Genomic DNA, 12,626 nt, shown 5'->3' on the forward strand with positions numbered 1-12,626 from the left:
CGGTTTCGCCCCCCCTGAGCGGTGCTGGGGGCAACCCGGCTACCCCCCGCGCCCGGCAGGCCCCGCCACTACATTTGGCCTTGCCTACAGGCCTGAGGCGCGTTTCCAGAACATCGACATCAATGGCGGCATCTTGCCCGCCAGACCCAATAGCGCGCCACGCGCCAAGGTCAGGTGCATCTCGTCGTTGGAGAACACCTTGTTGATCGCATCGAAGCTGTAAGCGGCCACCGTGTTCTCACTGCGCCGGGTACGCGCCCAGCGCTGCAGGCGGTGTGGCGAGCTCCAGTCCTGCCGACGCTGCCTGGCTTCGCGCACAAGATCACGTAGCCCAGCCACATCGCGCAGGCCCAGGTTCACACCCTGCCCGGCCAGCGGATGCACCACGTGCGCTGCATCACCCAAGGTCAACACGCGCCCGGCGACATATGCGGTAGCCAATTGCCGACGCAGCGGGAACGCCGCGCGCGCCGAGACCAAACGCATTTCACCCAGACGCCCCGCAAACGCATTGGTGAGCTCGCGATTGAAGCTGTCCTCACCCAGGGCCAGCACCCGCTCGGCTTCGGCGTCTGGCAAGGTCCAGACGATGGAGCTGCGGTTGCGGTCGAACGGCAGCACCGCCAACGGACCGGTATCGAGGAAACGCTGCCAGGCGGTGTCTTCGTTCGGCAGCGCGCTGTCCACATAGGCGACCACACCGCGCTGGCCGTAGTCATGGCGACTGACGTCCAAGCCTGCCAAGGAACGCAGGGTGGATTCGGCGCCATCGGCGGCAATCGCGATCGAGGCCTCCACGCGGCGGCCATCATCCAGGCGCAGGCGCACGCCCTGCGCGTCCTGCTCCATCGCTTCCACTCGCGCCGGGCAATACAACTGCACGCCGGCAGCCGGCAATGCGGCCCACAGCCGATCCACCAGCAGGCCATTCTCGACAATCCAGCCCAGCTCGCGGCGGCCCAGCGTGTCGGCATCAAAGGTGAGATCGCCACCACCAGCGGCATCCCACACCCGCATACGCCGATACGCGCGGGCACGGGCCTGGTCTATCTGCTTCCACACGCCCAGCGATTCGAGCAGGGCGGCGTTGTCGGCAGCAAACGCGAACACACGCAGGTCAGGCTTCTGTGGCGACCACGTTGGCGGCTCGCGGCCTTCCACCATCGCTACCTGCAGGCCTTCCCCGGCCAGCGCCAAAGCGCAGGCCGCACCAACCACGCCGCCACCGACGATCACCGCATCCCACTGTCCGCGCCGACTCATCGCGCTTCACTCCTGCACAGCTCGGGCACCTGCCCCCGGAAGCCCATCGCGCCGCCGACCAGGAAGGACTGCACAGCCGGCGCTTGCGCCGCAGCGACAAACCCCAGGCTGCGCAGCGGCCGTATCAGCGGCGTGGCATTGCTGGTCAAACGGGCAAGCCCATCGGAGAACGCCAACGTCTGCTCGCGGTCCGGGCCGCGTCGCGCCACATAGGCCTGCAGCAGATCCTCACTCCCCGGGTCCTGTGCGGCGTCGCCAATCAGCTCGGCCAGGGTCAGCGCATCGCGCAGACCGAGGTTGAAGCCCTGCGCACCCAGCGGATGGATGGTCTGCGCGGCATTGCCCAGCAGCAGCGCACGCTCGCCAACCAGCTGCTGTGCCAATACCTGGATCAGCGGATAGGCGCTGCGCGGGCCGCTTTCCAGCAACCGCCCGGCGCGCCAGCCCACCGCGTCCTGCAGCCGCGCCAGCCACGCCGCGTCGTCCAGTGCCATCACCGCATCGGCTTCGTCACGGGCAACGCCGTGGACCACGCCGTAGTGGCGGTCGCCACGTGGCAGCAATGCGGTCGGCCCAGTATCGGTGAAGCGCTCATAGGCACAGCCGTCCGGTGCCTTGGCCGCGCGCAACCGCGCCACGAACAGGGTCTGCTGGTAATCGTGTTCGCTGACGTCGATCCCCAGCGCCTGCCGAACCGCGCTGCGGGTGCCATCGGCGCCCACCACCAGCCTGGCCCGCAGGCGCTGCTCGCCAGCGTCATCGGCAATGAGCACCTCGCGGCGGCCATCGGTGCACGCCCCCAGGCCGACGAACTTCGCCGGGCGGTAGCGGGTCAGCTGCTGCAGTTCACCCAGACGGGCTTCCAGCGCCTCGCCAAAGTCGCGCGCCACCACCACTTGGCCGAACGCCTCACGCCCGTAATCGGCCGCCTGCATCAGCACCCGGCCGAAATCGCCGGCGCGGCTGACATGGATGCGGCGGATCGGGCCACCGGGGTTGGCCAGCTTCTGCATCACCCCCAGCGCAGTCAGCGCATTGATCGTGGCGGCGGCAAAGCTGAGGTTGCGCTGGTCGAACACCGCCGGCAGCGCGCCGCCCGGGGTCGCTTCGACCAGGCCTACATCCAGCCCCAGCCGGTCCAATGCGATGGCCAGGCTGGCACCAACCAGCCCGCCACCGACGATCACTACGTCATGGTTCTTGCTCATGGGCCAATGATAACGGGGCCGCACCCGCCCGGTCGCCGCCCCTTGCCGCAGTGCAACCGCCGGTTCACCCCCACTGCGGCTAGAATGGCCGTCTGATTAACGGAAATCGCCACCATGACCGCCAACGCTCAACGCGCCATCATCCTGTCCCTGCTCGTGCTGCTGATGGCCGGCACCCGCCTCAACCACTTCGCACCGATCCCGGATGCTTCGTGGGCGGTGTTCTTCATTGGTGGTTTCTACCTGCGCAACTGGACCCGCTGGGCGTTCCCGCTGCTGATGGGCCTGGCGGTGGTGGTTGACTGGGTGGTGATCTCCAACCAGGGCATGAACTTCTGGCAGCACTACTGCGTGTCGGCCGCTTACTGGATGCTGATCCCGGCCTATTTCGCGATGTGGACCGGCGGCATGCTGCTGCGTCGCTACTACCGCAGTGCCAGCCTCAAGTCGCTGGGCATGCTGGCCGCCACCGTGATCGGTTCGGTCGCGCTGTGCCACCTGATCGCCCAGGGCAGCTTCTACTGGATCAGCGCCTCCGTCGCCGAGCCGACCTTCGCTGGCTGGGCCAAGAACTACAGCGACTGGCTGCTGCCGTACATGCGCAGCGCCGCCATGTACATCGGCGCTGCCGCGCTGGTGCAGGTTGTGGCTGAAGCCGTCAGCAAGCAGCCGGCCGCTGGCCGCGTTGCCCACTAAGGGCGCGCTGAGCAATGGGTAACCGCCTTTCCAAGATCTACACCCGCACCGGCGACGATGGCAGCACCGGCCTGGGTGATGGCAGCCGCACCGGCAAGGATTCACTGCGGGTCAACGCCTACGGCACCGTCGACGAGGCCAATTCGGCCATCGGCGTGCTGCTGGCGGTGAGCCTGCCTGACGACATACGCAACCTGCTCACCACCATCCAGCACCAACTGTTCGACCTGGGCGGCGAGCTCTGCATCCCCGGCCATGCAGCCATCCATAGCGCCGACATCGACGCGCTGGAGCAGCACCTGGACCGTTATAACGACGACCTGCCGCCGCTGAAGGATTTCATCCTCCCAGCTGGCGGCGAAGGCGCGGCGCGTTGCCACCTGGCCCGCACCATCGTCCGCCGTGCCGAGCGAGAAACCGTGGCACTGGCCCGCGTCGAAGACATCCGTGCCGAAGCGGTGCGCTACCTGAACCGCCTGTCCGACCTGCTGTTCGTGTTGTCCCGCGTACTTGCCCGGGCCGGTGGCCATGGCGAAGTACTGTGGAACCACGAACGCCGTCACGGCTGATCTTCCCCTCCCATACGACGCCGCGCACTGCGCGGCGTCGACGGTTACAGTGCGGCCATGCTGGTATTCACCCACCCTGCCTGCCTTGAACATGACCCCGGCATCGATCACCCCGAGTCGCCGGAGCGTCTGCACGCCGTCATCTCAGCCCTGCGCGCCGAGTTCCCGGACCAGCTGGAGTGGCGCAACGCGCCGCCCGCCAAGCTCGGCGAACTGGCTCGGGTGCATACCCGCGAGCTGATCGATTCGGTGCTGCAGGTGCAGACCGCGCCGCTGCGGCGTATCGATCTGGACACCTTCAGCTCGCCCGGCTCGGCCAGCGCGGCCCTGCATGCGGCCGGTGCCGGCGTCGCCGCGGTCGATGCGGTGATGCTGGAAGACGGCAACAAGCACGTGTTCTGCGCGGTGCGCCCGCCCGGCCACCATGCCACCGCCGATACCGCGATGGGCTTCTGCCTGTTCAACAACATCGCCGTGGCCGCGGCCTACGCCCGCGACAAGTACGGGCTGGAGCGCATCGCCATCGTCGATTTCGACGTACACCACGGCAATGGCACCCAGGCCATCTTCGAAACCGACCCCAAGATCGCCTACTACAGCACCCACCAGTCCGGCCTGTTCCCGTATTCGGGCAATATGCGCGAGCGCGGGGTCGGCAATATCTGCAACATCCTGCTGCCGCCGGGCAGCGGCGGTTTCCGTTTCCGCAACACCTGGGCCGACGAGATGCTGCCGCAGATCGAGGCATTCCAACCCCAATTACTGTTCATCTCGGCCGGCTTCGATGCCCATATGCGCGACCCGCAGGCCGATCTGATGCTCGAAACCGAGGACTTCGGCTGGTTGACCGGCGAACTGGTCAAGCTTGCCGGGCGCCATGGCAGCGGCCGTGTGGTGTCGATGCTGGAAGGCGGCTACGACCTGCAAGCCCTGCGCGAATGCAGTGTGGCGCACGTCCAGGAACTGCTCGCAAGCCGTTGATGGATGAACCCTGTCCGGCCCGTCCGGCAGGCTTTCATTGCCCCCATGCGGACGATGCGGCAAGCTAGCTGCCGTTTTCCCCCGAATGCGAACCGCGTGCGCAAAGCTCTCCGCCTGCTTCCCCTGCCCTTGGGCATTGCCATCTGCCTGCCCGCCTGGGCCGACGAGAAGCCGGTGAACTGGGGCCTGTGCCCGGCCACCGACGTCTTGCCGGCCTTCGATGAAGCGCCACCGGCGGACCCCGCTGTGGCGGCCAATCGCGAGCAATTGCCTACCAATATCGAAGGCAACGAGCTCACCGGCACCAGCACCATCCCGCAATACCAAGGCAATGTGCTGCTCAAGCGTGGCGACCAGTTCATGGGCGCCGATACGCTGCGCATGGACACTGAAAGTGGCAATTACATCGCCGAGGGCAATGTCCGTTATTCAGACTCGTCGATCCGGATGGTGGCCGAGCGCGCCGAAGGCAATCAGGAAACGGACTCGCACAAGATCAGCGATATCCGCTATCAGCTGGTTTCCCGCCGCGGCAACGGCTCTGCCGATTCGGTTGACCTACAGGGTTCGACCGGGCAGATGCACCACTCCAGCTATACCACCTGCGATCCCTCGCAGCCGGTCTGGAAGCTGGTAGCGCCGCAGATCGATGTCGACAATGAAGAAGGCTTCGGCACCGCCCGCAACGCCGTGTTGCGCGTAGGCAAGGTACCCGTGCTGTACATGCCCTACTTCAAATTCCCGATCGACGACCGCCGCATGACCGGCCTGCTCTACCCCAAGCTGAGCATGTCCGGGCGCAATGGCTTTGATTACGCGCAGCCGATTTACTTCAATCTGGCACCGAATTACGACGACACCCTGACCCCGCGCTACATGAGCAAGCGCGGGCTCCTGCTCGACAACGAGTTCCGCTATCTGTACTCCGGCGGCCGTGGTCAGCTGGATACCATCTATATGCCGAACGATAAGCTGCGCGACCGTGATCGCGGCAGCCTGTCGTTCAACGGTTATCACAGCATCGACAAGAACTGGCAGGCCCGCGCCAACCTGGCCTGGGTCAGCGACGAACGCTACGTTGAAGACTTTTCCAACCGTTTGAACGGCATCACCGCCTCCAACCTGCAGAGCACGGCAGGCCTGTACGGCACTGGCCGCGCCTGGACCGCCGGCATCATGGCCGACGAATGGCAGCTGACCGATTACACGCTGACCGAAGCTTCCCTGCCTTACAGCCGCCAGCCGCGCCTGTTCGCCACCTGGGATGAAAACTTCGCCCACTGGTTTGAAGCAGGCGTGTATGCCGAAGCGGTGCGCTTTACCCATGACGACATCCGCCAGAAGACGATCGATGCCGATGGCGAGTACATCCGCACCGGGGATGTCACCCGGATGTTCGGCGGCTCGCGTCTGGACATCAAACCGTATGTATCGATGCCGTTGGGCGGCGCTGCCTGGTACATCACCCCGACCCTGGCCTGGCGCTATACCGCCTATGACCTGGAGCGCGGCTTGGCCGACAGCATCCGTGCCCAGCAGTTGCGTGCGGCCGGCATCGACCCGGCCACCGCCACCCCGGAGCAGCTGCGCGGCAATACCTCGCCCAGCCGCAGCATGCCCATCGCCAGCATCGACATGGGCCTGTTCTTCGACCGCGAGACCACACTCGGCGGCAAGTCGTACCTGAATACGCTGGAGCCGCGGTTGTTCTACCTGAACACCCCGTACCGCGATCAGTCGGATCTGCCGTTGTTCGACACCCGCGCCTTCACCTTCAGCTGGGGCCAGCTGTTCCGCGACTCGCGCTTCACCGGTGCCGACCGCCAGAACGATGCCAACCAGCTGACCGCAGCGTTGACCACCCGCCTGATCCGTCAGGCTGACGGTCGCGAAAAGCTCTCGGCCAGCATCGGCCAGATCAGCTATTTCGAAGACTCCCGGGTCACCGTGAACCCCGGCGACCCGGTGGTTAGCGAAAGCAAGTCCGCCTGGGTGGCTGACGTCAACTGGGCCATGACCGACCGTTGGACCTTGGGCACTACCTACCAGTGGAATCCCAAGTTCCGCAAGGAAGACCTGGCCAGCGTGCGTGCACGCTACCTGCTGCCCGACGACGGCGTGATCAACCTGAGCTACCGCTACCGCGGCAACCCCGGCGATGGCACCGCGCAGCTCAAGCAGGCCGACTTCAATTTCCTGTACCCGATCAACCCACGCTGGAGCATCGTCGGGCGCTATTACTACTCCATGCTCGACAACAAACCGCTGGAAATCATTGGCGGCGTGCAGTGGGACAGCTGCTGTCTTGCAGTGCGCGCATTGGCCCGCCGCTACGTCAAAAACCGCGAGGGTGACCTCAACAATTCGTTCCAGATCGAGTTCGTGCTCAAGGGCCTGAGCTCGGTTGGACAGGACACGGACCGCACCTTGCGCCGTGCTATTCTCGGCTACAACCGAGACGACCTCTACCTCGTTCCGCCCAGCAATATCGAGGCGAACGACGCCGACTACGATCCCAACCAGATTCCATGACCAAGACCCTTCCTGCAGTCCTCGCCACCTTGCTGGCGTTCTCCGGCATTGCCGCCCCGGCTGTTGCACAGCAGACGCAACCGCTGGATCGCATTGCCGCCGTCGTTGATGAGGGCGTGATCCTGCAGAGCGAACTGCAGCGTGCGGTCGCCAACATCAAGGGCCAGTACGCCGGCCGTGAAGCCCAGCTGCCGCCGGAATCGGTACTGGAGCGTCAGGTTCTGGAGCGCCTGGTACTGGTCAAGCTGCAGGTGGCCCGCGCCGAAAGCAGCGGCATCCGCGTCAGCGATGAAGAACTCAACCACGCCATCGGCAGCATTGCCCAGCAGAACGGCACCAACGTCGATGGCCTGCGCCAGCGCCTGAGCCAGGACGGTATCGGTTTCTCCGACTTCCGCAACTCGGTGCGCGAGGAAATCATCACCCAGCGCCTGCGTCAGAGCTTCGCGCAGAGCCGCATCAGTGTCAGTGAAGGCGAAGTGGATGCCGCGCTGGCCCAACAGAACGCAGGTGGTGCCCAGTTCCACCTGGCGCACATCCTGATTGCCGTGCCGGAAGGTGCGACCGCCGAGCAGATCGCCACCGGCCAGAGCAAGGTTGACGGCGTCAAGGGCCTGCTCGACAAGGGCGAACTGGACTTCTCCGCTGCAGCCGTCCGTTATTCGGACAGCCCCAACGCGCTGGAAGGCGGCGACCTGGGCTGGCGCAGTGCCGACGAAATCCCCAGCGCCTTCGCCAACCAGATCAAGACCATGAAGGCCGGCGACGTGCTGGGCCCGATCCGTGGCCCGAGCGGCTTCCAGCTGCTCAAGCTGGTGGAAACCCGTGATGCCGGCGGCGCTGGCGACGGCGGCCAGAAGGTCACCGAATACCACGCCCGCCATATCCTGGTGCGCGTCACCGACCAGGTCGACGACGCTGCCGCCAAGGCCAAGATCGAGACCCTGCGTGCACGCATTGCTGGCGGTGCCGACTTCCAGGCCGTGGCCAAGGAGTCTTCCGACGACAGCAACAGCCGCGGTCAGGGCGGCGACCTGGGCTGGTTCCCGGCCGACGCCTTCGGCCCGGACTTCGGCAAGCAGGTTGAAAGCCTGACAGACAATGGCGTGGGCACACCGTTCCGCACCGACGCCGGCTGGCATATCGTGCAGCGCGTGGCCAGCCGTCAGACCGACGTTGGCGACAACAACAAGCGCGCCCAGGTCCGTGAGCAGATCGGCCGCCGCAAGCTGGACGATGAGTACAACCGTTACCTGCAGGAACTGCGTGGCGAAGCCTACGTCAGCTTCCGCAGCGGTGACCGTGCCGAGGGCAATGCCGACACGGCAACCACCCCGGCAGAACCGGCCAAGCCCTGATCCATGGCTACCCAGCTCGCTCTGGTTCCGGGCGAGCCCTCCGGGATCGGCCCGGAACTTTGCATACGACTTGCCCAACAGCCGCGCAGTGACTGCCGGCTGTTGGCGTTTGCGGACCCGGATACCTTGCAGGCCGCCGCCAGCACGCTGAACCTGCCGCTGCAACTACTCCCCGAACACGCCACTGCCAGCCGCCCCGGCGACCTGCGCCTGCGTGAAGTGCGCAATGCCAGCCCCTCGCAGTTCGGCCAGGCCGACCCACGCAATGCGCGCGCAGTGATCGACGCCCTGCTCGGCGCCGGCCAGGCCTGCCTGGACGGCAGCCTTGACGGTGTGGTCACCGGCCCGGTGCACAAGGCGGTGATCAACCAGGGCGGCATCGCCTATAGCGGCACCACCGAGCTGCTGGCCAACCAGGCCGGCGTCGAAGTGGTGATGATGCTGGCCAATGACATCGTGCGTGTGGCTCTGGCCACCACCCATCTGCCGCTGCGCGACGTCGCCGACGCCATCACCACTGACAGCCTGCGCAAGGTCATCAGCACCACCGATACGGCCTTGCGGCGCGATTTCGGCCTTGCCCAGCCGCGCATCGCCGTGCTCGGGCTCAACCCGCATGCCGGCGAAGACGGTCATCTCGGCCGTGAAGAGCTGGACCTGATCATCCCGCTGCTCGAGCAGATGCGCGGCGAAGGCCTGAACCTGATCGGCCCGCTGCCCGCCGACACCGCCTTCCTGCCAGCCAAACTGGCCGGTTTCGACACTGTGCTGGCGATGTACCACGACCAGGGCCTGCCGGTGCTCAAGTACAGCGGCTTCGAGCAGGCCACCAATATCACCCTGGGCCTGCCCTACCCCCGCGTTGCGGTGGACCATGGCACTGCCCTGGACCTCGCCGGCAAGGGCGTGGCCGACCCCTCCAGCCTGTTTGCGGCAACAGCGTTATGCGCGCAGCTGGCTGCACAACGTAAAATCAGCACATGAATTCAGATCATTCCCCGCGCACGGGCTTCACCGCCCCGGCCAAGAAGCAGCTCGGCCAGCACTTCCTGGCGGACAAGTACTACGTCGAGAAGATCGTCATGGCGGTCGACCCGAAGGGCGACGACCGTCTGGTCGAGATCGGCCCGGGCCAGGGCGCCATCACTTTCCCGCTGCTGCGCCGCCATCCCAAGCTCACCGTCATCGAGTTCGACCGTGACCTGATCGTACCGCTGACCGAAGCCGCCGCGCCGCTGGGCGAGCTGACCATCGTCCACAGCGACGTGCTGCGGGTGAACTTCACCGAGCTGGCCGCCGGCTCCACGATCCGCCTGGTCGGTAACCTGCCCTACAACATCTCCTCGCCGATCCTGTTCCACGCGCTGGATCACGCCGCCGCGATCTCGGACATGACCTTCATGCTGCAGAAGGAAGTAGTCGACCGCATGGCCGCCGGCCCCGGCAGCAAGGTTTACGGCCGCCTGAGCGTGATGCTGCAGGCGTTCTGCGAGGTGCGGGCTTTGTTCGTGGTGCCACCGGGCGCGTTCCGGCCGCCGCCGAAGGTGGATTCGGCCGTGGTCCGGCTGATTCCACGCGACCCGGCCACGGTCGGCATCAACGACCGCAAGCGCTTTGCTGATGTGGTCCGCGCCGCCTTCGGCCAGCGCCGCAAAACCCTGCGCAACGCCCTCAACGGCGTCATCGATCAGGCCCAGTTCGAAGCCGCCGGAGTGCGCAGTGATGCCCGCGCCGAACAGCTGGAAGTCGCCGATTTCATCAGGCTTGCCAACCTGCCGCACGAATAAGCGCTGCAAACACGCAATCCGATCACCTGCTTTTGCTTACACTCCTACCATGGAAGACACCCGCCACTACGCGATCGAGATCGAGGTCTCGCCTCGTTTCATCGACGACCAGTCGGCCCCTGAAGACGGCCGCTTTGCGTTCGCCTACACGATCCGCATCCACAACCGTGGCACCATGCCGGCGCGACTGATCAGTCGCCATTGGCGCATCACCGACGGCGAAGGCCGGGTCGAGATCGTCGATGGCGATGGCGTCGTCGGCGAACAGCCACGGCTGCGCCCGGGCGAGGAGTTCCGCTACACCTCCGGAGTAATGCTCGGCACCGAGCGCGGCACCATGCAAGGCCACTACGACATGATCGCCGACGACGGCACCGAGTTCGCCGCACCGATCGCGCCGTTCGTACTCGCCATCCCAAGGACGCTGCACTGATGGCGACCTGGGCAATTGGCGACCTGCAGGGCTGCTACGACGTCACCCAGCGCTTGCTGGAAAAGATCAATTTCGATCCGGCTGCAGACAAACTGTGGTTCGCCGGCGATCTGGTCAACCGTGGCGGTCAGTCATTGGAGACGTTGCGACTGGTGCATTCACTGCGCGAGCACAGCGTCACCGTGCTCGGCAACCACGACCTGTCCCTGCTGGCCATTGGCGCCCGCAGCGAAGAGGAGCAGCGCAAGGTCAACCCCGACCTGCAGCGCATCGTGCTGGCCGAGGACCGCGACGTGTTGCTGGACTGGCTGCGCATGCAGAAGCTGGCGCACGTGGACCGTGAGCTGGGCTGGATGATGTTCCATGCCGGCCTGGCACCGAAGTGGACCGTGGCGCTGGCCGAAAAGCATGCCCGCGAAGTCGAGCTGCAACTGCACGGCAACGGCTACCGCAAGCTGTTCCGCAACATGTATGGCGACAAGCCGGCATGGTCGCCGGGCCTCAGCGGCTACGACCGCTCGCGCGCGATCATCAACATCTTCACCCGCATGCGTTACTGCACCCCAAGCGGGCGCATCGGCATGGAAGACAAAGGCACCCCCGGCACCCAGCCGCAAGGCATGTATCCGTGGTTCGAAGTACCTGGCCGGGTCGAGCGTGAACTGAAGATGGTCTGCGGCCATTGGTCGGCCCTGGGCCTGACCATCACCCAGGGCGTGCACGCCATCGATACCGGCGCAGTCTGGGGTGGCAAGCTCACCGCACTGCAGCTGGACAGCGAAGACCTGCGCATCGTGCAGGTGCCGGGCCGTGATGTACCGGTGCCGGTGCCGGGCCAGCACCCGCCGCGCAAGCCGCGCGTGGAGGCCAAGCCCGAGGCCAAATCCGAACCGCGCAGTGAAACGCCTCGTCCCGAGCGCAGCGGTGAACAGCGCCGGCGACCGCGCCGCCACCGACCGCGCGGAAGGAACGGCAACAACAACGGCAACAACAGCACGCCGACGCCGGACAACAACGGACCGGCTGCATGAGGCCTTGGCCATCGGCATTGATGCTGATGGCCATCGCAGTGCTTGCGGGCTGCCGTCCGCAGACGGATGGCGCGCAGACCAGCCCGCCGCCGACGGCAGCCATCGAATCCGCGCCTGCAGCCATTTCGCCACCACTGGTCGCGGCAGCACGGGCGCAGATCGGGGTCACCACCCGCTACGACCCGGCCTACTTCTCCCTCGGTTATCCAGGTGGCGATCCGCCAGCTGATCGCGGCGTCTGCACCGATGTGGTGATCCGCGCCCTGCGCACGCAGGGTATCGATCTGCAGCAACGCATCCACGAAGACATGCGCGGGAACTTCGCCGCCTATCCCCGGCTATGGGGACTGTCGCGACCGGATCGGAACATCGATCACCGCCGCGTGCCCAACCAGATGCGCTGGTTCCAGCGCCAGGGCTGGGAGCTACCAATAAGCACCCTCGCCGATGACTACGCTGCCGGCGACATCGTGGCGTGGAAACTCAATGGCAATGGCCTGCTGCATGTGGGCATCGTCTCGGACAGGCGATTGGACGATGGCACCCCGCTGGTGCTGCACAACATCGCCCAGGGCACGCAGGAGCAGGATCTGTTGTTCCGGCACACGATCATTGGGCATTACCGGATACCAGGGTGAGTGGCTCTGGTGTGAGGCTTTGAAAGCCTGGTGCAAAGAGCAAAGTGCGAAGAGCTACCCCTCCCCAACCCTCCCCTTGGCTTCGCCAAAGGGAGGGGGCTGATCTCGCCCGCTGCATGATGCCGCGCGG

Annotated in this window: 12 protein-coding genes; 10 read left to right on the forward strand and 2 right to left on the reverse strand. The window is 65.7% G+C overall.

Annotation, left to right across the window (positions count from 1 at the left end; translation table 11 throughout):
- Positions 1-84: 84 nt before the first annotated feature.
- Complete coding sequence (locus tag ACVOLL_RS17315; protein ID WP_481514011.1) at positions 85-1,263, reverse strand: UbiH/UbiF family hydroxylase; 1,179 nt, start codon at positions 1,261-1,263, stop codon at positions 85-87.
- Positions 1,260-2,471: a 2-octaprenyl-6-methoxyphenyl hydroxylase gene (gene ubiH, locus ACVOLL_RS17320; protein WP_481514012.1), complete on the reverse strand. Its 1,212-nt coding sequence runs from the start codon at positions 2,469-2,471 to the stop codon at positions 1,260-1,262. The genes ACVOLL_RS17315 and ubiH overlap by 4 nt, the downstream gene beginning before the upstream one ends.
- 114 nt (positions 2,472-2,585) lie before the next feature.
- Here ubiH and ACVOLL_RS17325 point away from each other — a divergent pair, with 114 nt between their 5' ends.
- The 10 genes from ACVOLL_RS17325 (at position 2,586) to ACVOLL_RS17370 (ending at position 12,496) form a co-directional block, all read left to right on the forward strand.
- A complete protein-coding gene (locus ACVOLL_RS17325) occupies positions 2,586-3,167 on the forward strand; it encodes a hypothetical protein (protein ID WP_481514013.1) in 582 nt (193 codons plus the stop codon).
- Positions 3,168-3,181: 14 nt separating this feature from the next.
- A complete protein-coding gene (locus ACVOLL_RS17330) occupies positions 3,182-3,736 on the forward strand; it encodes a cob(I)yrinic acid a,c-diamide adenosyltransferase (RefSeq protein ID WP_481514014.1) in 555 nt (184 codons plus the stop codon).
- Between the two features lie 57 nt (positions 3,737-3,793).
- The gene (locus ACVOLL_RS17335) at positions 3,794-4,717 is read left to right on the forward strand and encodes a histone deacetylase family protein (protein WP_481514015.1); all 924 of its coding nucleotides are present in this window, start codon (positions 3,794-3,796) and stop codon (positions 4,715-4,717) included.
- Between the two features lie 96 nt (positions 4,718-4,813).
- On the forward strand, positions 4,814-7,249 hold the full coding sequence (gene lptD, locus ACVOLL_RS17340; protein ID WP_481514016.1) for an LPS-assembly protein LptD: 2,436 nt from the start codon (positions 4,814-4,816) through the stop codon (positions 7,247-7,249).
- Positions 7,246-8,607 (forward strand): peptidylprolyl isomerase, encoded by a 1,362-nt coding sequence (locus ACVOLL_RS17345; RefSeq protein WP_481514017.1) that lies wholly within the window; start codon positions 7,246-7,248, stop codon positions 8,605-8,607. The genes lptD and ACVOLL_RS17345 overlap by 4 nt, the downstream gene beginning before the upstream one ends.
- 3 nt (positions 8,608-8,610) lie before the next feature.
- Positions 8,611-9,591 (forward strand): 4-hydroxythreonine-4-phosphate dehydrogenase PdxA, encoded by a 981-nt coding sequence (gene pdxA / locus ACVOLL_RS17350; protein ID WP_481514018.1) that lies wholly within the window; start codon positions 8,611-8,613, stop codon positions 9,589-9,591.
- Entirely contained in the window at positions 9,588-10,394 is an 807-nt protein-coding gene (gene rsmA, locus ACVOLL_RS17355) for a 16S rRNA (adenine(1518)-N(6)/adenine(1519)-N(6))-dimethyltransferase RsmA (RefSeq protein ID WP_481514019.1), read from the forward strand. Before pdxA ends, rsmA begins: the two co-directional genes overlap by 4 nt.
- Positions 10,395-10,443: 49 nt before the next feature.
- Entirely contained in the window at positions 10,444-10,827 is a 384-nt protein-coding gene (apaG, locus tag ACVOLL_RS17360) for a Co2+/Mg2+ efflux protein ApaG (RefSeq protein ID WP_481514020.1), read from the forward strand.
- Positions 10,827-11,858 (forward strand): symmetrical bis(5'-nucleosyl)-tetraphosphatase, encoded by a 1,032-nt coding sequence (locus tag ACVOLL_RS17365; protein WP_481514021.1) that lies wholly within the window; start codon positions 10,827-10,829, stop codon positions 11,856-11,858. The genes apaG and ACVOLL_RS17365 overlap by 1 nt, the downstream gene beginning before the upstream one ends.
- Complete coding sequence (locus ACVOLL_RS17370; RefSeq protein WP_481514022.1) at positions 11,855-12,496, forward strand: DUF1287 domain-containing protein; 642 nt, start codon at positions 11,855-11,857, stop codon at positions 12,494-12,496. Before ACVOLL_RS17365 ends, ACVOLL_RS17370 begins: the two co-directional genes overlap by 4 nt.
- Positions 12,497-12,626 lie beyond the last annotated feature (130 nt).

This window comes from Stenotrophomonas sp. STEN035 (assembly GCF_056759935.1).

Coding starts and splice junctions, on each gene's coding strand:
- ACVOLL_RS17315 (WP_481514011.1), bottom strand. CDS start 1,263: ATGAGTCGGCGCGGACAGTGGGATGCGGTGATCGTCGGTGGCGGCGTG.
- ubiH (WP_481514012.1), bottom strand. CDS start 2,471: ATGAGCAAGAACCATGACGTAGTGATCGTCGGTGGCGGGCTGGTTGGT.
- ACVOLL_RS17325 (WP_481514013.1), top strand. CDS start 2,586: ATGACCGCCAACGCTCAACGCGCCATCATCCTGTCCCTGCTCGTGCTG.
- ACVOLL_RS17330 (WP_481514014.1), top strand. CDS start 3,182: ATGGGTAACCGCCTTTCCAAGATCTACACCCGCACCGGCGACGATGGC.
- ACVOLL_RS17335 (WP_481514015.1), top strand. CDS start 3,794: ATGCTGGTATTCACCCACCCTGCCTGCCTTGAACATGACCCCGGCATC.
- ACVOLL_RS17345 (WP_481514017.1), top strand. CDS start 7,246: ATGACCAAGACCCTTCCTGCAGTCCTCGCCACCTTGCTGGCGTTCTCC.
- pdxA (WP_481514018.1), top strand. CDS start 8,611: ATGGCTACCCAGCTCGCTCTGGTTCCGGGCGAGCCCTCCGGGATCGGC.
- rsmA (WP_481514019.1), top strand. CDS start 9,588: ATGAATTCAGATCATTCCCCGCGCACGGGCTTCACCGCCCCGGCCAAG.
- apaG (WP_481514020.1), top strand. CDS start 10,444: ATGGAAGACACCCGCCACTACGCGATCGAGATCGAGGTCTCGCCTCGT.
- ACVOLL_RS17365 (WP_481514021.1), top strand. CDS start 10,827: ATGGCGACCTGGGCAATTGGCGACCTGCAGGGCTGCTACGACGTCACC.
- ACVOLL_RS17370 (WP_481514022.1), top strand. CDS start 11,855: ATGAGGCCTTGGCCATCGGCATTGATGCTGATGGCCATCGCAGTGCTT.